The sequence below is a fragment of the Streptomyces sp. URMC 126 genome, from assembly GCF_051386555.1.
Classification (GTDB): Bacteria; Actinomycetota; Actinomycetes; order Streptomycetales; family Streptomycetaceae; genus Streptomyces.
Genome location: NZ_JBPQTX010000062.1, coordinates 1 through 22,075, shown reverse-complemented (window position 1 = coordinate 22,075; position 22,075 = coordinate 1). Strand labels below are relative to the sequence as shown.

20 protein-coding genes are annotated in these 22,075 nt (G+C 73.4%); 12 read left to right on the top strand and 8 right to left on the bottom strand.

The genetic code is table 11. The features are described from left to right. Positions 1 to 19: 19 nt before the first annotated feature. The 4 genes from ACSNOK_RS10625 to ACSNOK_RS10610 form a co-directional block, all read right to left on the bottom strand. Positions 20 to 1,720 carry an acyl-CoA mutase large subunit family protein gene (locus ACSNOK_RS10625; protein ID WP_436780357.1) on the bottom strand — a complete coding sequence of 567 codons (1,701 nt, stop codon included), beginning with the start codon at positions 1,718 to 1,720 and terminating at the stop codon, positions 20 to 22. A gap of 240 nt (positions 1,721 to 1,960) precedes the next feature. Continuing rightward, positions 1,961 to 2,302, bottom strand: a complete 342-nt coding sequence (locus ACSNOK_RS10620; protein ID WP_433023312.1) for a DUF3817 domain-containing protein — start codon at positions 2,300 to 2,302, stop codon at positions 1,961 to 1,963. A 166-nt stretch (positions 2,303 to 2,468) separates the two neighbouring features. Beyond that, a complete protein-coding gene (locus ACSNOK_RS10615; RefSeq protein ID WP_436780356.1) occupies positions 2,469 to 2,990 on the bottom strand; it encodes a MarR family winged helix-turn-helix transcriptional regulator in 522 nt (173 codons plus the stop codon). Positions 2,991 to 2,999: 9 nt separating this feature from the next. Then, the gene (locus tag ACSNOK_RS10610) at positions 3,000 to 4,367 is read right to left on the bottom strand and encodes an MFS transporter (protein WP_436780355.1); all 1,368 of its coding nucleotides are present in this window, start codon (positions 4,365 to 4,367) and stop codon (positions 3,000 to 3,002) included. 145 nt (positions 4,368 to 4,512) lie between these two features. On the opposite strand from ACSNOK_RS10610, the gene ACSNOK_RS10605 reads away from it, so the two are divergent. Further along, a complete protein-coding gene (locus ACSNOK_RS10605; protein WP_436780354.1) occupies positions 4,513 to 5,484 on the top strand; it encodes a DUF5937 family protein in 972 nt (323 codons plus the stop codon). An 87-nt stretch (positions 5,485 to 5,571) separates the two neighbouring features. Here the strand turns inward: ACSNOK_RS10605 and ACSNOK_RS10600 are convergent, their stop codons facing one another. Both ACSNOK_RS10600 and ACSNOK_RS10595 read right to left on the bottom strand, forming a co-directional pair. Then, positions 5,572 to 5,865: an MTH1187 family thiamine-binding protein gene (locus ACSNOK_RS10600; RefSeq protein WP_436780353.1), complete on the bottom strand. Its 294-nt coding sequence runs from the start codon at positions 5,863 to 5,865 to the stop codon at positions 5,572 to 5,574. Continuing rightward, a complete protein-coding gene (locus ACSNOK_RS10595; RefSeq protein ID WP_436780352.1) occupies positions 5,862 to 6,206 on the bottom strand; it encodes a DUF3817 domain-containing protein in 345 nt (114 codons plus the stop codon). The genes ACSNOK_RS10600 and ACSNOK_RS10595 overlap by 4 nt, the downstream gene beginning before the upstream one ends. A 220-nt stretch (positions 6,207 to 6,426) precedes the next feature. Here ACSNOK_RS10595 and ACSNOK_RS10590 point away from each other — a divergent pair, with 220 nt between their 5' ends. The 4 genes from ACSNOK_RS10590 (at position 6,427) to ACSNOK_RS10575 (ending at position 9,064) form a co-directional block, all read left to right on the top strand. After that, positions 6,427 to 7,065, top strand: coding sequence for an AIM24 family protein (locus tag ACSNOK_RS10590; protein ID WP_436780351.1), 639 nt, complete (start codon positions 6,427 to 6,429; stop codon positions 7,063 to 7,065). Continuing rightward, the gene (locus ACSNOK_RS10585; protein ID WP_436780350.1) at positions 7,065 to 7,715 is read left to right on the top strand and encodes an AIM24 family protein; all 651 of its coding nucleotides are present in this window, start codon (positions 7,065 to 7,067) and stop codon (positions 7,713 to 7,715) included. Before ACSNOK_RS10590 ends, ACSNOK_RS10585 begins: the two co-directional genes overlap by 1 nt. Continuing rightward, positions 7,712 to 8,488: an AIM24 family protein gene (locus ACSNOK_RS10580; protein ID WP_436780349.1), complete on the top strand. Its 777-nt coding sequence runs from the start codon at positions 7,712 to 7,714 to the stop codon at positions 8,486 to 8,488. Before ACSNOK_RS10585 ends, ACSNOK_RS10580 begins: the two co-directional genes overlap by 4 nt. 99 nt (positions 8,489 to 8,587) lie before the next feature. Continuing rightward, complete coding sequence (locus tag ACSNOK_RS10575) at positions 8,588 to 9,064, top strand: MarR family winged helix-turn-helix transcriptional regulator (RefSeq protein ID WP_436780348.1); 477 nt, start codon at positions 8,588 to 8,590, stop codon at positions 9,062 to 9,064. 133 nt (positions 9,065 to 9,197) lie between these two features. Here ACSNOK_RS10575 and meaB read toward each other — a convergent pair whose 3' ends face one another. Then, positions 9,198 to 10,154, bottom strand: coding sequence for a methylmalonyl Co-A mutase-associated GTPase MeaB (meaB, locus tag ACSNOK_RS10570; RefSeq protein WP_436780347.1), 957 nt, complete (start codon positions 10,152 to 10,154; stop codon positions 9,198 to 9,200). A 37-nt stretch (positions 10,155 to 10,191) separates the two neighbouring features. Continuing rightward, positions 10,192 to 11,367 carry an acetyl-CoA C-acetyltransferase gene (locus ACSNOK_RS10565; protein WP_436780365.1) on the bottom strand — a complete coding sequence of 392 codons (1,176 nt, stop codon included), beginning with the start codon at positions 11,365 to 11,367 and terminating at the stop codon, positions 10,192 to 10,194. 173 nt (positions 11,368 to 11,540) lie between these two features. On the opposite strand from ACSNOK_RS10565, the gene mce reads away from it, so the two are divergent. The 7 genes from mce to ACSNOK_RS10530 all read left to right on the top strand — a co-directional run bounded on the left by mce (position 11,541) and on the right by ACSNOK_RS10530 (position 22,029). Next, positions 11,541 to 11,981, top strand: coding sequence for a methylmalonyl-CoA epimerase (mce, locus tag ACSNOK_RS10560; protein WP_436780346.1), 441 nt, complete (start codon positions 11,541 to 11,543; stop codon positions 11,979 to 11,981). 170 nt (positions 11,982 to 12,151) lie between these two features. Further along, complete coding sequence (scy, locus tag ACSNOK_RS10555; RefSeq protein WP_436780364.1) at positions 12,152 to 16,624, top strand: polarized growth protein Scy; 4,473 nt, start codon at positions 12,152 to 12,154, stop codon at positions 16,622 to 16,624. Between the two features lie 125 nt (positions 16,625 to 16,749). After that, complete coding sequence (locus ACSNOK_RS10550) at positions 16,750 to 17,688, top strand: cellulose-binding protein (protein WP_004952125.1); 939 nt, start codon at positions 16,750 to 16,752, stop codon at positions 17,686 to 17,688. Between the two features lie 367 nt (positions 17,689 to 18,055). Next, entirely contained in the window at positions 18,056 to 19,033 is a 978-nt protein-coding gene (locus tag ACSNOK_RS10545) for an ATP-binding cassette domain-containing protein (protein WP_436780345.1), read from the top strand. A 2-nt stretch (positions 19,034 to 19,035) separates the two neighbouring features. Further along, a complete protein-coding gene (locus tag ACSNOK_RS10540; RefSeq protein ID WP_436780344.1) occupies positions 19,036 to 19,806 on the top strand; it encodes an ABC transporter permease subunit in 771 nt (256 codons plus the stop codon). A gap of 4 nt (positions 19,807 to 19,810) precedes the next feature. Continuing rightward, positions 19,811 to 20,767, top strand: coding sequence for a hypothetical protein (locus tag ACSNOK_RS10535; protein WP_436780343.1), 957 nt, complete (start codon positions 19,811 to 19,813; stop codon positions 20,765 to 20,767). A gap of 128 nt (positions 20,768 to 20,895) precedes the next feature. Beyond that, positions 20,896 to 22,029 carry an ABC transporter ATP-binding protein gene (locus tag ACSNOK_RS10530; RefSeq protein WP_436780342.1) on the top strand — a complete coding sequence of 378 codons (1,134 nt, stop codon included), beginning with the start codon at positions 20,896 to 20,898 and terminating at the stop codon, positions 22,027 to 22,029. Positions 22,030 to 22,075 lie beyond the last annotated feature (46 nt).

The window sequence follows — 22,075 nt, the reverse complement described above, 5'->3', positions numbered from 1 at the left end:
ACTTTTCAGGGGCCCGGGGTCAGAAGCCCGCCGGCTCCGTGTACGTCCCCCACTCGTCCCGCAGCGCGTCGCAGATCTCGCCGAGCGTGGCCTCGGCGCGGACCGCCTCCAGCATCGGCTCGATCATGTTCGAGCCGTCTCGGGCCGCGGCCAGCATGGCGGCCAGGGCGGCCGTGACCGCGGCGTCGTCGCGGGCCGCCTTGCGGTCGGCCAGGACGCGGACCTGCTCGCGCTCGACCTCGTGGCTGACGCGCAGGATCTCCAGGTCGCCGGTGACGGACCCCTCGTGGCAGTTGACGCCGACGACCCGCTTGTCGCCCTTCTCCAGCGACTGCTGGTAGCGGAAGGCGCTCTCGGCGATCTCGCCCGTGAACCAGCCGTCCTCGATACCGCGCAGGATGCCGGAGGTGATCGGGCCGATGGGGTGCCTGCCGTCGGGGTGGGCGCGCAGTCCGCGCTCCTTGATCTGCTCGAAGATCTTCTCGGCGTCGGCCTCGATGCGGTCGGTGAGCTGCTCGACGAACCACGAACCGCCCAGCGGGTCCGCGACGTTGGCGACGCCCGTCTCCTCCATCAGCACCTGCTGGGTGCGGAGGGCGATCTCGGCGGCCTGCTCGCTGGGCAGCGCCAGGGTCTCGTCCAGGGCGTTGGTGTGGAGGGAGTTGGTGCCGCCGAGGACCGCGGCGAGGGCCTCCACCGCCGTACGGACGACGTTGTTGTACGGCTGCTGCGCGGTCAGCGACACGCCGGCGGTCTGCGTGTGGAAGCGCAGCCACTGGGCCTTGTCCGTCTTCGCGCCGTAAACCTCCTTCATCCAGCGGGCCCAGATCCGGCGCGCCGCGCGGAACTTGGCGATCTCCTCGAAGAAGTCGAGGTGCGCGTCGAAGAAGAACGACAGGCCGGGCGCGAAGGTGTCCACGTCCAGGCCGCGGCTCAGCCCCAGCTCGACGTAGCCGAAGCCGTCGGCCAGGGTGTACGCGAGCTCCTGCGCGGCCGTGGCCCCCGCCTCGCGGATGTGGTAGCCGGAGACGGAGAGCGGCTTGTAGGCGGGGATGGCGCGGGTGCAGTGCTCCATCAGGTCGCCGATGAGGCGCAGGTGCGGCTCGGGGCCGAACAGCCACTCCTTCTGAGCGATGTACTCCTTGAAGATGTCGGTCTGGAGCGTGCCGTTGAGGACGGCCGGGTCGACTCCCTGGCGCTCGGCGGCGACGAGGTACATGCAGAACACCGGCACGGCCGGGCCGCTGATCGTCATCGAGGTGGTGACGTCGCCGAGCGGGATGTCCTTGAACAGGACCTCCATGTCGGCGGCCGAGTCGATGGCGACGCCGCAGTGGCCCACCTCGCCGAGCGAGCGGGGGTCGTCGGAGTCGCGGCCCATCAGGGTGGGCATGTCGAAGGCGACCGAGAGGCCGCCGCCGCCCGCGGCCAGGATCATCTTGTAACGCTCGTTCGTCTGCTCGGCGTTGCCGAAGCCGGCGAACTGGCGGATGGTCCAGGTGCGGCCCCGGTAGCCCGTGGGGTGCAGGCCCCGGGTGAAGGGGTACTCGCCGGGCCAGCCGATGCGCTCGAAGCCCTCGTAGGTGTCGCCGGGGCGGGGCCCGTAGACCGGGTCGACCGGGTCGCCGGACAGGGTGGTGAAGTCGGCGTTCCGCTTGCGTGCCGCGTCGTACCGGGCCTGCCAGCGTCCGCGTCCCGCTTCGATGGATGCTGCGTCCATGGTGGTGCCGTCCGCCTCTCCGGGCTCCCGCGCGACCCGCGCGGGACTCGACCGCCGGGCGGCCCCCGTCGTCGCGGGCCGTCCCGGGACGCCCCGACTGGAAAACTACTAGGACGTCCTAGTAAATCGTCGCGCAAGAAAGCCCCGGACACAAGGGGCGTCCGGGGCCGTCCGTTCCGTGGCGCCGTCCCCGCCGGCCGGCGGACGGCCGGGCGGCGGGAGAGGCGCCGGGGGAAGGACTCAGGCGGCGGGGGAAGGCGCCGGCTCGGCGTCGGCGAACAGGGGCTCCAGCTCCCGGGTCACCTTGCGCTCGACGAAGAAGGCGGCCGTCGGGATGGTGCCCGCCAGCAGGATCCAGGCCAGCCGGCCGAACGGCCACTTGGCCTTGGAGCCCATGTCGAAGGCGAAGACCAGGTAGAGGACGTAGAGCCAGCCGTGGGCGATGGCGACGACCCGGAGGGGGCCGGCCACACCGTCCATGTCCAGTCCGTACTTGGCGATCACGCCGATCGTCAGCAGGACCAGCAGCACGCCGGTGATGTAGGCCAGGGCACGGTAGCGGGTCAGGACGGAGCGCTTCATGGGGGAGAGCGTAACGGCACCATCCGGGGCGATCTTCGCCGCCCCTGGCGTGGGTGAAGGGTGCCTGGTGAGACGGGTGCGGGGCGTGTCGCGCGGCCCCGCCGGAGGGCATACGGACGCTCCCGCTCCGCCGCCGGGTCACCCCCGCTCCGCCGCCGGGTTCCCCCTACTCCGCCGCCGCTTCCTCCGTGAAGTCCGACGCCGCCACCCGCAGCGGCCGCAGGATGCGGAAGATCTCCGCGCACTCCTCCGCGTCGTACACGCCCAGACCGAAGTCCATCGCCATCAGGTCCCGCGTCGCCGCCTCCACGACCTCGCGCCCCTTGTCGGTGATCGACGCCAAGGTGCCGCGCCCGTCCCTGGGGTTGGGGCGCTTGTCCACGAACCCGGCCGTGACCAGGCGGTCCACCGTGTTGGTCACCGACGTGGGGTGCACCATCAGCCGCTCCCCGATCTTCGACATCGGCAGCTCGCCGGCCTTGGAGAAGGTGAGCAGCACCAGCGCCTCGTAGCGCGCGAACGTCAGTCCGTACGGCTTGACGACGGCGTCGACCTGACCGAGCAGGATCTGGTGGGCCCGCATGATCGAGGTGATCGCGGCCATGGAGGGCACCGCACCCCAGCGCCGCTCCCAGAGTTCGTCGGCGCGGGCGATGGGGTCGAAGGGGAGGCTGAGCGGCTTGGACACGCCACGACCCTATCGCCCGGCCCCTCCCCCGGCGCCGGTGTTCCGGCATCCGGACCGGGCCCCGGGGCGCCGGGCGGCGGGCCGCTCCGAGCGGACCGACCAGGCGACGGCCGCCGTCGCGAGCGCCCCCGCCGCCCCCGCGCCCGCGATCACCGCCGACGGCGGGGTGAACTCGGCCGCCGTCCCCGCGACGGCCATGCCCAGGCCCTGGACGGTCATCAGACCGGCCGTCTGGAAGGTCATCGCCCGCCCGCGCAGCTCCTCGGGGACCGCGCGGACGAACCACTGGTCCACGCCGAGTGTGTACAGCGTCCCCGCACCCGCCAGGGCCAGCGCCGGCAGCGCCCAGGGGACGGACGGGCGCCAGGCGAACGCGAGGAAGGGGAGCAGCGAGACGACGGCCACCGGCAGCGCGGCCCGCTCCCGGGCCCGGGGCCCCAGCAGGCCGCCCGCGAGGGCCTCCCCCACGATCGCCCCGATAGGCATCCCGCACATCAGCAGCCCCAGCCCGACCGGACCGGCCCCGACGGCGTCGGCGTACGCGGCGGCGAGCGCCTCCGGGGCGACGAGGAAGAACGGCGGCACCCAGACCAGCAGGACCAGCCCCCGTATCCGCCGGTCGGCCACCAGCCGCCAGGTGCCCGTCAGCGAGGCCCGCACCAGGCCCCCTCCCCCGCCGGCACGCGCCGGGCGGCGGCGGGTGCCCAGCCGCAGCAGCAGCGCCGAGGCGAGAAATCCGACCACCGTCACCAGGAGTGCCCGCCGGGGCGGGAGCACGGTCAGCAGCAGGCCGCCGGCCGCGAACCCGGCGAGCTGTGCCCCCTGGGAGACCAGCCGGATCAGCGACCGGCCCAGGACGAACAGGTCGCCCTCGCCGAGGATGTCCCCGAGGGTGGCCGCCCGGGTGCCGCTGAACACGGGTCCCGCGAGGGCGCTGACACAGCGCAGCACCAGCAGGGCGCCGACCGGCGTCCAGGGCAGGGCCATCACCGTCACCGCCCCGGCGCACAGCAGGTCGCAGCAGACCAGGACGCGGCGGGCCGGGTACCGGTCGGCGATGCCGGACAGCAGGGTGCCGCCCACGAGGTACGGGAGGAAACCGAGCGCGAACGTGAGCGCGCTGAGCAGCGGCGATCCGGTGATCCGGTAGACCAGGACGGACAGGGCGAGTTCGCAGACCACGATGCCGAGCAGGGAGAGCAGGTGCGCGGCGAAGACCGCCCGGAACTCCGGCACGGCGAAGACGGCCGCGTAGCCGGACCGGGCGGGCGGGGCGTCCCGCTCGACGGAGGAGGGCGGGGGCGCGGGGGCGGCAGGGGGCGCGGGAGGTATGGAGGGCGCGGGGGGCGTCGGGGGGATGGAAGACGAGGAGTCCATGCCCGAAGCGTCCCGGCCGCCGAGGGCCCGATCTAATGTTTCGGACTCAGACGAATCCGCCCGCGCGGGGGCGCGGGACGAACCGACACGGGCTGGTACCGACCGGCACGAATGATGACGGACCGGCACGATCGACTGAGGGGCCATGTCGTTCCATCTGCACTTCGGACCCGAGGACCTGCTGCGCTGCCGCTTCGCGGTGTCGCCGCTGTGGGAGACGCAGGAGGCGCTGCGCACCCTGCACCAGTCGGAGCGGCACGGGTATTACGGGCCCTGGCTGCGCCGCGTGCGGAAGGTGGCGGCGCGGATCGACCTCTCGGCCTACCGGCTGCTGATGCCGCGCCTCGGGTACGCGCCCGACGTCCTCTGCCCGCCGCCCCGGGACCGGTCGGCGTCGTTCGCGGACGAGCTGGCGCGCGTCCGGGCGGCGGACCCGGAGCTGGTGCGGGAGGAGCTGGCCCGGTCCCTCGCCGACACGCCGGGGGCCGCGGAGTCGGCGCGGGGCCGGGCGATGCTGGCCGACCCCGCCGCCCTGCGGGAGTTGACGGACGTACTGGAACAGACCTGGCGGTCGCTGCTGCTCCCCCACTGGCCCCGGCACCGGGCCCTGCTGGAGGAGGACGTGGCGTACCGCACCCGGCAGCTGGCGGACGGCGGCCTGGAGCGGCTGTTCGCGGATCTGCACCCCGCGCTGACCTGGCGGGCGGGCACCCTGACCCTCCACAACCGGGGCGACCACGAGCGGACGCTGCGGGGCGAGGGGCTGCTGCTGGTGCCGAGCGCCTTCGTCTGGCCGAAGCTGGTCGGCGGCTTCGACCCGCCCTGGCAGGCCACGCTCGTCTACCCGGCGCGCGGCATCGGCGGCCTCTGGGCGGCGCCTGCGGCGCCGTCGGACGCGCTGGTCCGGCTGCTGGGCCCCAACCGGGCGGCCCTGCTCGCCGGCCTCGCGGCCCCGGCGACCACGACGGACCTGGCCGAACGGCACGGCCTGGCCCTCTCGTCGGTCTCGGCGCACCTGACCGTCCTCCGCGACGCGGGGCTGCTGACCGCGCGGCGGCGGGGACGGCAGGTGCTGTACGAGCGGACGGGGCTGGGGACGGCGGTGGCCGAGGGCTGAACCGGCCCGGTGCCGGGCGCCGGTGGCCGCGGCACCGGGCCGGTCCCGATGGGTTCGGGGTGGATTCGGAGTGGAGGGGCCGCCCGGTCAGGACGCCAGGTGGCGCTCCACCGTCGCGACCTTGCCGGTGAGGCCGTCGGTGACGCCCGGGCGGATGTCCGCCTTGAGGACGAGGGAGACCCGGCCGCAGCGGGCCTCGACGGCCTGGACGGCGCGCTTGACGACGTCCATGACCTCGTCCCACTCGCCCTCCAGGGAGGTGAACATGGCGTCGGTGCGGTTCGGCAGTCCGGAGGCGCGGACGACGCGGACCGCTTCCGCGACGTACTCGCCGACGTCCTCACCGGCACCGATCGGGGTGACGGAGAAAGCGACGATCACGCGCCGACCACGCCTTCCTTGCGGGCCCGGGCGGCCATGACGCTCGCCTCGGCCTCACGGCGGAGCTTGCGGTCGGCGAAGAAGCCGCCGAGCGGGACGACCGAGAGGGCGAAGTAGAGGGCGGCGGTCTTGTTGTCCCACTTGGTCCGTTTCCAGGCGTCGACCCAGAAGAGCACGTAGATCACGAACAGGAAGCCGTGCACCATGCCCATGGCGGGCACGGCGTTGAACTCGGTGGTGCGCTTGAGGACCGAGCACGTGATCAGCAGCAGGAACGACGTGGCCTCGGGCGCGGAGATCAGTCGGAGCCGGCGCAGAGCGGAGGCGGTCTTGAGGTCCACGGGAAAGCACCCTTTCCATCGGGAGTGGTGGGACGGTCACGCACTGCAGCGATCTTGTGAGTGCGTTCACAAGTTCCGACCATTGTTGCAGTTACCGCCGACAGCCCCGGATCCGGGTGGCGTTCGAACCCATACCAGGGGCCTTATCAGGGACGACTCCGGGGTCTCTCCGGGGCCGGGGGCCTGTCGGAGCGGCGCCGGCGCCCGCTAGCGTCGAGGCGTGGCACAGTTTCGGCTCCAAGGGAGCAAAATCCTCGCCGTCGACATGGCGGGCGACGCGGTCAAGGCCAAGAACGGGTCCATGGTCGCGTACGAGGGAGACATGACATTCAAGAAGATGACCGGTGGCGGTGACGGCCTGCGCGGCATGGTCACTCGCCGGCTCACGGGGGAACAGATGACGGTCATGGAGGTGAAGGGCCACGGCACCTGCTACTTCGCCGACCGGGCGAGCGAGATCAACCTGGTGAGTCTCCAGGGCGAGACGCTGTACGTGGAGGCGAGCAACCTCCTCTGCACCGACTCGGCGCTGCGCACCGGCACGTCGTTCACGGGTCTGCGCGGCGCCTCCCAGGGCAACGGCCTGTTCACGACGACCGTGGAGGGCACCGGGCAGGCGGCGATCCTCTCGGAGGGCACGGCGATCGTGCTGCGGGTGACGCCGCAGACGCCGCTCTCCGTGGACCCCGGGGCGTATATCGCGCACACGGGCGGACTCCGGCAGCACTTCCAGTCGGGGGTGAACTTCCGGACGTTCATGGGCGAGGGGTCGGGCGAGGCGTTCCAGATCCGCTTCGAGGGCGACGGGCTGGTGTACGTGCAGCCGAGCGAGCGCACCACGTTCGGGGGTGACGTCTGATGCCGTTCCGTTCACTGAACTCGCGGATGGTCGAGGCCCAGGTGCTCCCGGGGCAGCGGCTGTTCAGCCAGCGCGGGGCGATGCTCGCCTACAAGGGCGAGGTCTCCTTCACGCCCAGCATCACGGGCGGCCAGGGCGGCGTCATGGGGATGATCGGCCGCCGGATCGCCAACGAGGCCACACCGCTGATGACGGTGGAGGGCAGCGGCACGGTGATGTTCGGGCACGGCGGTCATCACGTCCATGTGATCGAGCTGTCCGGCGACACCCTCTATGTGGAGGCGGACCGGCTGCTGGCGTTCGACGGTTCGCTCCAGCAGGGCACGATGTTCATGGGGTCGCAGGGCGGCGTGATGGGCATGGTGCGCGGCCAGGTGACGGGCCAGGGCCTGTTCACCACGACCCTCAAGGGGCACGGCGCGGTGGCGGTGATGGCCCACGGCGGCTTCGTCGAGCTCCCGATCCAGCCCCAACGGCCCGTCCACGTCGACCCCCAGGCGTACGTCGCCCACCGCGGCGACGTACGGAACAAGCTGTCGACGGCGATCGGCTGGCGGGAGATGATCGGCCGCGGCTCGGGCGAGGCGTTCCAGCTGGAGCTGTCCGGCAGCGGCACGGTCTACGTACAGGCCTCGGAGGAGAAGCTGTGAACGGCCCGGTCATCCACGACGCGTACACCCTGCCGGTCAACGACAACGTCAACCCCTACGCGTTCAGCGTGGACCTCGACGGGGAGTGGTTCCTGCAGAAGGGGAAGATGATCGCCTACTTCGGGCAGATCAGCTTCCACGGCATCGGCCACGGCCCGCTGGACCGGCTGATCCGCACCAGCTTCCACTCGCCGCTGCACGCCGCGGACTGGGTGGTCGCCGAGGGGCGGGGCAGGATGCTGCTCGCGGACCGGTCGTTCGACGTCAACTCGTACGACCTGGAGGAGGGCAACCTCACGGTGCGCTCCGGCAATCTGCTGGCGTACCAGCCGACCCTGGCCCTGAAGCAGTCGATCATCCCGGGGTTCGTGACGCTCATCGGCACCGGGAAGTTCGTCGCCGCCTCCAACGGTCCGGTGGTGTTCGTGGAGCCGCCGATCCGGGTGGATCCGCAGGCGCTGGTCGGCTGGGCGGACTGCCCCTCGCCCTGCCACCACTACGACCACGGGTATATGCGCGGAGTGCTGGGCGGGGTACGGATGTTCACCGGCCTGGGCGGGACGTCCGGCGAGGAGCACCAATTCGAATTCGTCGGCGCCGGCACGGTACTGCTGCAGTCCAGTGAGCAGTTGATGGCCGAGCAGCCCACCGGGGCGCCGCCGGACGAGGCGGGGGTTCCGGGAGGCGGAACGCCCTCGACGCACGGGAACCAGCCATCCGCCCCCCGGCTCCCCGGCCAGTTGGGAGACCTCCAGCGCCGCTTCGGGCTGTGAGCGGTACCCTGCGGAGTGTGACGTCGAACGCCTGACCTCCCGTTCCGGCCCCACATTCCAATTGGTTCGCTTTTCAACTTTCTTAGGTAGAATCTCACCATGGACACCGAGAACGGCACACGTTGGCTCAGCGATGAGGAACAGCGCACCTGGCGTACCCACCTGGACGTCAGCCGGCTGTTGATGCATCAGCTCGAACGGGACCTCCAGCCGTTCGGACTGACCAACAACGACTACGAGATCCTGGTCAACCTCTCCGAGTCGAAGGACCACCGGATGCGGATGAGCGATCTCGCCGCCGCGACCCTCCAGTCGAAGAGCCGCCTCTCGCACCAGATCACGCGGATGGAGAACGCGGGTCTCGTCCGCCGGGAGAACTGCGAGTCCGACCGGCGGGGGCTGTTCGCCGTCCTCACCGAACAGGGCTGGGAGACCATGCGGAAGGTGGCCCCGCACCATGTGGCGTCCGTCCGGCAGCACTTCATCGATCTGCTGGGGCCCGGCGAGCTCAAGGCGCTGCACACCTCGCTGACCCCGGTGGCCGACCACCTGCGGGCCGCGCGGGGCAAGGGCTGACCCCGGGGGGCCTTCAGACCTCAGGCCCCGTCACACCTCCGGGAGGCCACGGCCCGGCCGTCCGCGCCCCCAGGGCTACGGACGGCCGGGCCGGCCGGGAAACGGCGGCTCCGGCCCCCGCACGGGCCCGCCGTCAGCCCGCCGTCAGCCCCGCCACCAGTTCGTCCGCCGCCGCGTACGGGTCCAGCGACCCGTCCAGCACCCGCGCCGCCAGGGCGCTCACGTCCCGGCCGCCGCGCAGGTCGCCGATCCGCGAGCGCAGCGCCGTGACCGCGATGCGCTCGATCTCGTGCGCCACCCGGGCCGCGCGCCGCTCCGCGAGGACGCCGTTCTCCTCCATCCAGGCCCGGTGCTTCTCCAGCGCCTCGACCACCTCGTCGGTGCCCTCGCCGCGCGCCGCCACCGTCTTGACGATCGGGGGCCGCCAGTCGCCGGGCTTGCGGGCCTCGCCCAGCCCCAGCATGTGGTTGAGCTCCCGGGCCGTCGCGTCCGCGCCGTCCCGGTCGGCCTTGTTGACCACGTAGACGTCGCCGATCTCCAGGATCCCGGCCTTCGCCGCCTGGATCCCGTCGCCCATGCCCGGGGCCAGCAGGACCACCGTCGTATCGGCCTCGGAGGCGATGTCCACCTCGGACTGGCCCACGCCCACGGTCTCCACCAGCACCACGTCGCAGCCGGCCGCGTCCAGGACGCGGATCGCCTGCGGCGCGGCCCAGGAGAGGCCGCCCAGGTGCCCGCGGGTGGCCATCGACCTGATGTAGACCCCCGGGTCGGAGGCGTGCTCCGACATCCGCACCCGGTCGCCCAGCAGGGCGCCGCCGGAGAACGGCGACGACGGGTCGACGGCCAGCACTCCCACCCGCCGGCCCCGCCGCCGGTAGGCGGAGACCAGGGCCGAGGTGGAGGTGGACTTGCCGACGCCGGGCGAGCCGGTGAGGCCGACCACATACGCCCCGCCGGCCAGCGGCGCCAGCGCCGCCATCACCTCGCGCAGCTGCGGGGACGCCCCCTCCACCAGCGAGATCAGCCGGGCGACGGCGCGCGGACCGCCGGCCCGGGCCTGCTCGACCAGCGCGGTCACGTCCGCCATCGCCGCTCCTCCCGCTTCCGTCCGCCGGGCCCGGCCGTCACTTGCCCGGGACGCGGATGATCAGGGCGTCACCCTGGCCGCCGCCGCCGCACAGCGCCGCCGCGCCGACCCCGCCGCCCCGCCGGCGCAGCTCCAGGGCGAGGTGGAGCACCGTACGGGCGCCCGACATGCCGATGGGGTGGCCCAGCGCGATGGCGCCGCCATTGACGTTCACCTTTTCCGGCGATACCCCCAGATCCTTGGTTGACTGCACCACAACCGCCGCGAAAGCCTCATTGATCTCGATCAGGTCCAGATCGTCGACGGTCAGCCCCTCCTTGGACAGGGCGTGCCGGATCGCGTTGGACGGCTGGGAGTGCAGCGAGTTGTCCGGACCGGCCACATTGCCGTGGGCGCCGATCTCGGCGATCCACTCCAGGCCCAGCTCCTCGGCCTTGGCCTTGCTCATCACGACCACGGCCGCGGCGCCGTCGGAGATCTGCGAGGAGGTGCCCGCGGTGATGGTGCCGTCCTTGCTGAACGAGGGCTTCAGCCGGCCCAGCACCTCGACGGTGGTGTCCCCGCGGATGCCCTCGTCCTTGCTGAAGACCACCGGCTCGCCCTTGCGCTGCGGCACCGCGACCGGGGTGATCTCGGCGTCGAACAGGCCGTTCTTCTGCGCGGCGGCGGCCCGCTGGTGGGAGCGGGCGCCGACCTCGTCCTGCGCCTCGCGGCCGATGCCCAGCCGGGTGTTGTGCTTCTCCGTCGACTCGCCCATGGCGATGGACTCGAACGGGTCGGTGAGCCCGTCGTACGCCATGGAGTCGAGCATCTCGATCGCGCCGTACTTGTAGCCCTCGCGCGACTTGGGCAGCAGGTGCGGGGCGTTGGTCATCGACTCCTGGCCGCCGGCGACCACGATGTCGAACTCGCCCGCGCGGATGAGCTGGTCGGCCAGCGCGATGGCGTCGAGGCCGGAGAGGCACACCTTGTTGACGGTGAGTGCGGGGACGTTCATGGGGATGCCGCCCTTGACGGCCGCCTGGCGGGCGGGGATCTGCCCGGCGCCCGCCTGGAGCACCTGACCCATGATCACGTACTGCACCTGGTCACCGCCGATGCCGGCCCGGTCGAGCGCGGCCTTGATGGCGAAACCGCCCAGTTCGGCCGCGGAGAAGGAGCGCAGCGAGCCGAGCAGCCGGCCCATGGGCGTCCGGGCACCGGCGACGATCACAGAGGTGGGGGCGGTCGAACCGTTCGTACCAGACATGGACGGTGCTCCTTCGGCGGAGGCGGTTAACGGTGGTTCTCGTCAATGTACTGAGCGGTACACCGGTCGGTCATCGGGCGACGGGTGTGATCGCGCGCACGTTGCGTAACCGCTCCGCGCGGCGGTGCACTGGACCCATGCTGACGCGCATCGACCACATCGGGATCGCCTGCTTCGACCTCGACACCACCGTCGAGTTCTACCGTGCCACGTACGGCTTCGAGGTGTTCCACACGGAGGTCAACGAGGAACAGGGCGTACGCGAGGCCATGCTGAAGATCAATGAGACCTCGGACGGCGGCGCCTCCTACCTCCAGCTCCTGGAGCCCACCCGGGAGGACTCCGCGGTGGGCAAGTGGCTGGCGAAGAACGGCGAGGGCGTGCACCACATCGCGTTCGGCACGGCCGACGTGGACGCCGACGCGGCGGCCGTACGGGACAAGGGCGTCCGCGTCCTCTACGACACCCCGCGCACCGGTTCCATGGGCTCGCGCATCACCTTCCTGCACCCCAAGGACTGTCACGGCGTGCTCACGGAACTGGTCACCTCGGCGCCCCGCCCGGACGAGGAGCACTGACCCACACCTGCCCCGGCCGGTAGAGTGCAGGTTCGGCCGGGGTACGGGTGGGGCCCGGCCCAGGCTGTGCCGATGATCTGACACCATTTCTTCGGAAGGGCGGGCTCCGGGTTCCACCACCACGCACGGGGCCGGCCACCGACGCGACCAGGGGACGGATGGACCGCGCAGTGCGGGGCTACGAGCGCCAGGACAGCCAGCGGGCTGAAACCGACCACCTCTCGCAATTCGAGGCCGAGATGGAGCGGCTGAAGAAGGAGCGGGAGAAGGCGGTCCAGCACGCCGACGACCTCGGCTACCAGGTCGAGGTGTTGCGCGCCAAGCTGCACGAGGCGCGCCGCACCCTCGCCCACCGTCCCGCCTATGACGCGGCCGGACTCGACTACCAGGCCGAACAACTGCTGCGCAACGCGCAGATCCAGGCCGACCAGCTGCGCGCGGACGCCGAGCGCGAACTGCGGGAGGCGCGCGCCCAGACGCAGCGGCTGCTCCAGGAGCACGCCGAGCGGCAGGCCCGTATGGAGGCCGAGCTGCACGCCGAGGCGGTGGCCCGCCGCCAGCGGCTGGACGAGGAGCTCAACGAGCGCCGCTCCACCGTCGAGTCGCACGTCAACGAGAACGTGGCCTGGGCCGAGCAGCTGCGCGCCCGTACGGAGTCGCAGGCCCGCCGGCTCCTGGAGGAGTCCCGCGCCGAGGCCGAGCAGGCGCTGAGCGCCGCCCGCGCCGAGGCCGCGCGCCTCACCGAGCAGGCGCGCACCCGGCTGGGCGCCGCCGCCGAGGAGGCCCGCGCCGAAGCCGAAGCGATCCTGCGCCGGGCGCGCACGGACGCCGAGCGGCTGCTGACCGCCGCCTCCCAGCAGGCCCAGGAGGCCACCGACCACGCCGAGCGGCTGCGTACCGAGGCCGGCGGCGAGGCCGAGCAGGCCAGAACGGCCGCCGCCGAGCTGACGCGCGCCGCCGAGGAGCGGATGCGGGAGGCCGAGACGGCGCTGCGCGAGGCGCGCGCCGAGGCCGACAAGGTCGTCGCCGAGGCCGCGCAGGCCGCCGCGGCGCGGCTGTCCGAGGCCGAGACGGACAACGAGCAGCGCACCCGGGCCGCCCGCGCCGAGATCACCCGGCTGGTCAACGAGGCCACCAAGGAGGCCGAGGCGCTGCGGGCCGAGGCCCGGCAGCTGCGCGACGACGCGGCGGCGGAGGCCGAGCGGCTGCTGGCCGAGACGGCGGAGAAGGCGCGCAGCGCCGCCGCCGAGGACTCGGCCGCCCAGCTGGCGAAGGCCGCGCGGACGGCCGAGGAGATGCTGTCCAAGGCGTCCGAGGACGCCCGGGCCGCCACCAAGGCGGCGGCGGCCGAGGCCGAGCGCATCCGCAAGGAGGCGGAGGCCGAGGCGGAGCGGCTGCGGGCGCAGGCCGAGGAGTCGGCCGAGCAGCTCAAGGGCGCCGCGAAGGACGACACCAAGGAGTACCGCGCCAAGACCGTCGAGCTCCAGGAGGAGGCGCGGCGGCTGCGCGGCGAGGCCGAGCAGTTGCGCGCGGACGCCGTCGCCGAGGCCGAGAAGGTCCGCGCCGAGGCGCGCCGCGAGGCGCTCCAGCAGATCGAGGAGGCGGCGAAGACCGCCGAGGAGCTGCTGGCCAAGGCGAAGGCCGACGCGGCCGAGACGCGGTCGGCGGCGACGGCCGAGGGCGAGCGGGTGCGGGCCGAGGCGGCCGAGCGCGCCGCCGGGCTGCGCGAGCAGGCCGAGGAGGCGCTGGAGCGCGCCCGGGCCGAGGCCGAGGAGATGGCCGAGGAGGCCGAGGACCACGCCGAGCGCACCCGCGCCGAGGCGGCCGAGGCCGCCGCGAAGCTGCGCGCGGAGGCCGAGAAGGCCGCCGAGGCGCTGCGCGAGGACGCCGCCGAGGAGCTGACCCGGCTGCGGACCGAGGCCGAGGAGCGGGTCGAGGCCGCCGAGGAGGCGCTGCGCGAGGCCCGTACGGAGGCCGAGCGGCTGCGCAAGGAGGCCGCGGAGGAGACCGAGCGGCAGCGGACCGAGGCCGCGGAGCGGGCCCGGGCGCTGCGGGCGCAGGCCGAGGAGGACGCCGAGCGGCAGCGCGCGGAGGCCGCCGAGGAGGCCGCGACGGCCCGCGCCGAGGGCCAGGAGGCGGCGTCGCGGATGCGCGCCGAGGCGGCCGAGGAGGCCGAGCGGCTGCGGTCGGAGGCCCAGGAGGCCGCCGACCGGATCCGCGCCGAGGCCAACGCGGCGGCGGAGCGGACGGCGGCGGAGGCCGCCGAGGAGCTGGCCGCCGCCCAGGAGGAGGCCGCGAGGCGCCGCCGTGAGGCGGAGGAGACGCTCGGCGACGCCCGTACCGAGGCGCAGGCGGAGCGCGAGGCGGCGCGCGAGCAGAGCGAGGAGCTGCTGGCCTCGGCGCGCAAGCGGGTCACGGAGGCGCAGGAGGAGGCCCGGCGCCTGGTCGAGGAGGCCGAGCAGCGGGCGGCCGAGCTGGTGTCCGCGGCGGAGCAGACGGCCCAGCAGGTCCGGGAGTCCGTCGCGGGCCTGCACGAGCAGGCCGAGGAGGAGATCGCCGGGCTGCGGTCGGCCGCCGAGCACAGTGCCGAGCGGACGGTCACCGAGGCGCAGGAGGAGGCGGACCGGGTCCGCTCCGAGGCGTACGCCGAGCGCGAGAGCGCCCGGGAGGACGCGGTGCGGATCCGCGCCGAGGCCCAGTCGGCCTCGGAGGCGGCCCGCGAGCTGGCCGAGCGCACGGTCGAGGAGGCGATCGCCGAGGGCGAGCGCGTCGAGGCCGAGGCGGCGCGGGTGCTGGAGGAGGCCCGTGAGGCGGCCAACAAGCGCCGGTCGGACGCCGCCGAGCAGGCGGACGCGCTGATCGCGGAGGCGGCGAGCGAGGCCGAGCGGCTGCGCGCGGACGCGGGCCGGGTGCTGGACGAGGCCGAGGAGGCCGCCGAGGCGGAGCGCGCCCAGGCGGCGTCCGACGCGGAGGCGCTGCGGGCCGAGGCCCGGCGGGTCATGGACGAGGCGCGGGACGCGGCCGACGCCCACCGGGTGGAGGCGGCGCGGCAGGCCGACGAGCTGGTCGCGAAGGCGACGGCGGAGGCCGAGCGGCTGGTCTCGGACGCGTCGGCGAAGGCGCAGCAGATGCGCACGGACGCGTCGGACGCGCTGGCGTCGGCGGAGCAGGACGCGGCGCGCGCCCGGGCCGAGGCCCGCGAGGACGCGAACAAGATGCGGGCGGACGGCCGTGCGGAGGCCGAACGCATCGTCAACGAGGCGGCGGAGCTGACCTCTTCGGCGCAGGAGGACGCCGACCGCATCCTGGACGAGGCGCGCGCGGCGGCCGACAAGCGCCGCGCGGAGGCCGGGCGGCAGGCGGACGAGCTGGTCGCCGAGGCGACGGCGGAGGCCGAGCGGATGGCCGCCGAGGCCGCGCGCGCGGCCGAGGAGACCCGTGAGGCGGCGGAGGCGCACCGCGCCGAGACCGCCGCGGAGGCCGAGCGGACGCTGGCGGACGCCCAGGCCGAGGCCGAGCGGGTACGGGCCGACGCGGCGGCGGCGCTGGAGCAGGCACGCCAGGAGGCCGCCGAGACGGCGGACGAGGCGCGCAAGGCCGCCGACAAGCGCCGCGCGGAGGCCGCCCGCCAGGCGGACGAGCTGATCGCCGAGGCGACGGCCGAGGCCGAGCGGATGGCCGCCGAGGCCCGGGCGGCGCTGGCCGCGGCCCAGGAGAACGCCAACAGCACGCGTGCCGACTCGGCGAAGCTGAAGGCCGACGCGGTGCTGGAGGCCGAGCGGCTGCGCGCGGAGGCGCGCGAGGAGGCCGAGCGGACGGTCGACGAGGCGCGGGACGCGGCGGCACAGCGGCGTACCGAGGCCGCCGAGCAGGCGGACGCGCTGATCGCCAAGGCCCGGGAGGAGGCGGTGAAGACCGCCGCCGCGGCCGAGGAGCAGGCCGACACCATGGTCGGCGTCGCGCGCCGGGAGGCCGAGCGGATCGTCACCGAGGCCACCGGCGAGGGCAACGCGCTGGTGGAGCGGGCGCGTACGGACGCGGACACCCTGCTGTCCGAGGCCCGCGGGGACGCGACCGCCATAAGGGAGCGCGCCGAGGAGCTGCGGGCGCGCATCGAGGCCGAGGTCGAGGAGCTGCACGACCGGGCGCGGCGGGAGGCCGCGGAGGCCATGCAGTCGGCCGGCGAGCGCTGCGACAAGCTCGTCGCGGCCGCCACCGAGCAGTTGGCGGAGGCCGAGGCGAAGGCGAAGCAGCTGGTGTCCGACGCCGGCGGCGAGGCGAACAAGGTCCGCGTCGCCGCGGTGAAGAAGGCCGAGGGCCTGCTGAAGGAGGCCGAGCAGAAGCGGAACGCCGCCGTGCGCGACGCGGAGAAGCTGCGGAGCGAGGCCGTACGCGAGGCGGAGCGCCTGCGCACCGAGGCCGAGGAGGAGGCGCGGCGCCTGGTCGAGGGCGGCCGGACGGAGTTGGAGGCACTGGTTCGTCGCCGCGAGGACATCAACGCGGAGATTTCCCGTGTCCAGGACGTGTTGGAGGCGTTGGAATCATTTGAGTCCCCTGGGGCAAGCGGCTCCAAGGAGGGCGGGGTGAAGGCGACGGCGGGAGCCGGCGCTACTCGTTCGGGTGGCAAGCAGTCCCAGAAGTAAGCCACTCATTCGAGGGGAACAATTCCCCAATCCGCCAACCGAGTACGAGGATCTGCTCCATGCGACGCCGCTCACCGCCCTAGGATTCCCTTATCACCTCACCGGTCTCTTTCGACAGGAACCCCATGAGCGACACTTCCTCCCCCTTCGGCTTCGAGCTCGTGCGGCGTGGATACGACCGCGGCCAGGTGGACGACCGCATTACCAAGCTCGTCGCCGACCGTGACAGCGCACTGGCCCGGATCACCTCTCTGGAAAAGCGCATCGAGGAGCTGCACCTCGAGACGCAGAACGCTCAGGCCCAGATCAATGACGCGGAACCGTCGTACGCGGGGCTCGGGGCGCGGGTCGAGAAGATCCTCCGGCTGGCCGAGGAAGAGGCCAAGGACCTGCGCGAGGAGGCCCGCCGGGCGGCGGAGCAGCACCGCGAGCTGGCGGAGTCGGCGGCGCAGCAAGTGCGCAACGACGCCGAGGCGTTCGCCGCCGACCGCAAGGCGAAGGCGGAGGACGAGGGCGCCCGGATCGTCGAGAAGGCCAAGGGGGACGCGGCGACGCTGCGGGCCGAGGCGCAGAAGGACGCGCAGTCCAAGCGCGAGGAGGCGGACGCCCTCTTCGAGGAGACGCGCGCCAAGGCGGCCCAGGCGGCGGCCGATTTCGAGACCAACCTGGCCAAGCGCCGCGAGCAGTCCGAGCGGGACCTCGCCTCGCGGCAGGCGAAGGCGGAGAAGCGGCTCGCGGAGATCGAGCACCGCGCGGAGCAGCTCCGGCTGGAGGCCGAGAAGCTGCGGACGGACGCGGAGCGCCGGGCGCGCCAGACGGTGGAGACCGCGCAGCGCCAGGCCGAGGACATCGTGGCCGACGCCAACGCCAAGGCGGACCGCATCCGCAGCGAGTCCGAGCGCGAGCTGGCGGCGCTGACCAACCGCCGCGACAGCATCAACGCCCAGCTCACCAACGTCCGCGAGATGCTCGCCACGCTGACCGGCGCCGCGGTGGCCGCGGCCGGTGTGCCCGGCGACGACGAGCCGATCTCGCGCGGCGTCCCGGCCCAGCAGAGCCGCTGAACCGCGGCGGTTCACCGGCGGCGAGAGACGGCCGCGGAGCCGCGAGAGGTCCGCACGAGGGCAGTTCGGCGGGTTCGCACACCAGCGGCGCGGACAGGACAGAGCGGCACCACAGCACCAAGCGACACCGAGCAGCATCAAGCAACACCGAGCAGCACAGCAGCGGCAACGCACCACAGCAGCAACAGCAGTACACAGCACCACATTCGTTCGGGGGATCCCGCGCTCAGCGCGTCGTGGCCGTCCGAGGATCCGGCGGCGGCTTACGGCGCGCTGACGTGTCCCGCGCGCCCGTGCCCTTTCCTTGTCCCTCGCGAACGGCGTCCTTCCGGTGGCGAGGCCCCGGGCCCGCCCGTACCGTGAATGAATGATCGAGCTGGAGGGTCTGACCAAGCGCTACGGCGACAAACTCGCCGTCGATCACCTCACCTGCACCGTGCGCCCCGGCATCGTCACCGGCTTCCTCGGCCCCAACGGCGCGGGCAAGTCCACCACGATGCGCATGATGCTCGACCTCGACAACCCCACCAGTGGCACGGTCCGCATCGACGGCCGGCACTACCGGGAACTGCGCGACCCCCTGCGGACGGTGGGCGCCCTGCTGGACGCCAAGGCGATCCACGGCGGTCGCAGCGCCTACCACCACCTGCTGTGTCTGGCGCAGAGCAACGGCATCCCGCCCGCGCGGGTGCGCGAGGTGCTGGACACCGTGGGGCTGTCGTCGGTGGCGCGGAAGCGGGCCAAGGGGTTCTCGCTCGGCATGGGCCAGCGGCTGGGCATCGCGGCGGCGCTGCTCGGCGACCCGCGCATCCTGATGTTCGACGAACCGGTCAACGGCCTGGACCCGGAGGGGATCCACTGGATCCGGACGCTGATGAAGGGGCTGGCGGCACAGGGCCGGACGGTGTTCGTCTCCTCGCACCTGATGAGCGAGATGGCGCTCACCGCCGAACACCTGATCGTCATCGGCCAGGGCCGGCTGCTCGCCGACACCTCCATGGCGGACTTCATCGCGCAGAACTCCCGTTCGTTCGTACGCATGCGCTCGCCGGAGCGGGAGCGGCTCCGGGACGTCCTCTCGGGCGCCGGGATCACGGCCGCGCCGGGCCCGGAGGGCGGGCTGGACGTGACCGGCGAGGACGCGGCCCACCTGGGCGAGCTGGCGGCGCGGCACGGGATCACGCTGCACGAGCTCAGCCCGCAGCGGGCCTCGCTGGAGGAGGCGTTCATGCGGCTGACGGCCGAGTCCGTGGAGTACCACGCGCGGGCCGGGGCGGGCGCGGAGCCGGCGACCGCCGCCGAGCGGCCGTCCTGGGGTGCCGAGTGGCGCGGGAAGGAATCCTGATCATGGCGGTCACGGCACAGGTTCTGCGATCGGAATGGACGAAGATCAAATCCGTGCGTTCCACGGTGTGGACGCTGGGCACCGGAGTCGTGGTGACCGTCGCGCTCGGCGCGCTGATCAGCGCACTCGCCAAGAACGACTACGAAAATCTCTCGCCGCGCGACCGGTTCGCCTTCGACCCGACATTCATCAGTTTCGCGGGGATGGGACTCGGCCAGCTCGCATTGATCGTTTTCGGGGTATTGGTGGTCGCCAATGAATACAGCACCGGAATGATCCGCACATCACTGGCGGCGGTTCCGCGACGCGGTCTCTTCCTCTTCGGCAAGATCGCAATTGCGACGGCACTCGCGCTGGTCGTGGGCATGATCACCAGCTTTCTCACTTTTTTCGTCGGGCAGGCGATGCTGGACGACCGCGGCGCGCACCTCGGCGACCCGGGCGTCCTCCGGGCGGTCGTCGGCGGCGGGCTCTACATGACGCTGATCACGATGTTCTCCATGGGGGTGGCGGCCATGCTGCGCAGCCCCATGCTCTCGCTCGGCGTCCTGATGCCGTTCTTCTTCCTGATCTCCAGCATCCTGGCGAACGTCTCGGCCACGAAGAAGGTCGGCGAGTACCTGCCCGACAAGGCCGGGCAGAAGGTCATGCAGGTCGTCCTCGTCGACGACGACGCCCCGTACGGGCCCTGGGGAGGCTTCGCGATCATGGTGCTGTGGGTGGCCGCCGCCCTGGTGGGCGGGTACGTGGTGCTGAAGAAGCGCGACGCGTGACACGGTGACGCGCCGGTCCCTGCGCGCCCTCGGGCTCGACGCCGTCCCGTTCCGGCGCCCCCTGGAGTACCCGGGCCGCCCGGCACCGGAGCCGTGCCTGCTGCTGGAGACGGAGCTGCTGCCGCTGCGCGCCGTCCCGGGCCGGCCGCTCGGGGCGTGGCCGGTCGTCGGCGCCCCGGGCCCGGACGGGACCGGGCAACCCGACGGCCCCGGCACGCCGCCCGGTACGGCCACCGCGCCCGGCCCGCGCCCCGGCCCCGCTCCCCCGCCGCCGCCCGACGGCACCGGCCCCCCGCTGGACGCCGTGCTGACCGCCCTGGGACGGCTCGTCACCGGACACCGCCACCCCGTGCTGGCCGTGGGTTCCAACGCCTCCCCCGCCCAGATGGGCCACAAGCTGGCCGCGCACCGGCTCCCGGCCGCCGTGCCCATGGTCCCGGTGACCGTCCGCGGCATCGGGGTGGGCTGCTCCGCCCACATCGGGCGGGCCGGGTACGTGGCCGCGGCGCCGTACGCCGACCCGGCGGCCGAGCGGCGGCTGGTGGTCAGCTGGCTCGACCCGGCCCAGCTGGCCGCCGTGGACGCCTCCGAGCTGCACTACCGGCGCGTCCTGCTGCCCGGGGCGGCGTTCCCGATAACCCTGCCCTCCGGCGACCGGCTCGGCGGCGCCTACCTCTACGTCTCCCGGCACGGCGTGCTGCTGGACCCGGCCACCGGCCGGCCACGCCCCGGCGCGGAGGACCAGGGCGCGCTGCTCGCCGCGCTGCTGCGCTCCTCCAAGCGGCTGCGCAACCTGCTCGGCCCCGACCCCGGCGCCTGGACGGAGCGGGCGCGCGCCGAGGAGACGGTCCGGGCGGAGGGTGCCCGGATCTTCCGGGAGGAGGGCTGGATCCACCCGGAAGGCGACCTTCCGACGGCTTCCGGAACGGACGACGTCCGCTACGCCGACCTGTCCCCCTGACACCGCCGGGGGCCTTCCGCTCGCCCCCTCCCCCGCCCCGGACGGCATTCCGTGGAACCGTCAGCCCCTCGTTATCCTCCTAACCCGAACGGGGGCACTCGCCCCGACCATCTCGCGAGGGGCGGAGAATGATCGAGGCAGTCGGCCTGACGAAGCGCTACGGCGCCAAGACGGCCGTGCACAACCTGAACTTCCGGGTGCGGCCGGGGGCCGTCACCGGCTTCCTGGGCCCCAACGGTTCCGGCAAGTCCACGACCATGCGCATGATCCTGGGTCTGGACGAGCCGACCGCCGGCCGGGTCACCATCGGGGGCCGCCCCTTCCGGGAACTGCCCAACGCCGCCCGCCAGGTCGGCGCGCTGATCGACGCCAAGGCCGTGCACGGCGGGCGCAGCGCCTACAACCACCTGCTGGCCCTCGCCCAGCTCGCCGGCATCCCGCGTTCCCGGGTGGACGAGGTGCTGGGCGTGGTCGGCCTGCACGGCGTGGCCAAGCAGCGCTCCCGCGGCTTCTCGCTCGGCATGGGCCAGCGGCTCGGCATCGCCGCGGCGCTCCTCGGCGACCCGCAGGTGCTGCTGTTCGACGAGCCCGTCAACGGCCTCGACCCCGAAGGCATCCTCTGGGTCCGCAATCTGATGAAGCGGCTGGCCGCCGAGGGCCGGACGGTGTTCGTCTCCTCGCACCTGATGAGCGAGATGGCGCTCACCGCGGACCACCTGATCGTCATCGGCCGCGGCCAGTTGCTCGCCGACATGAGCGTCCAGGACTTCATCGCCGCCAACTCGGCCGGTTTCGCCCGCGTCCGCACCCCCGACACCGAGCCGGAGGGGCGCGAGAAACTCACCACCGCGCTGGTCGAGGCGGGCGGCCAGGTGCTGCCCGAGCCCGACGGCGCCCTGCGCGTCACCGGTCTGGAGCTGCCCCGGATCAGCGACGTCGCCCACGACAACGGCGTCCGCCTCTGGGAGCTCTCCCCGCACCAGGCGTCCCTGGAGGAGGCGTACATGCGGATGACGCAGGGCGCCGTCGACTACCGGTCGACCCACGACGCCCGGGCCGGCTTCCGGCCGCCGGTCGCCCAGGGGTACGCGGCGCCCGGCGGCCCGGTGCCGCAGGGGTGGAACGGGCCGGCCGGCTACCCAGTGCTGCCGGGCGAGCAGCCCAACCCGTACGCGCAGCAGCAGCCCATGGCGGCTCCTCAAGCCCCCCAGGCCCCGCAGGCCATGCAGACCTCGCAGCCACCGCCCTGGCCGGCGCCGTGACGCTCGGCGCCGCTCCCGCCGCCTCGGCCGCCTCCGCCACGGGCCC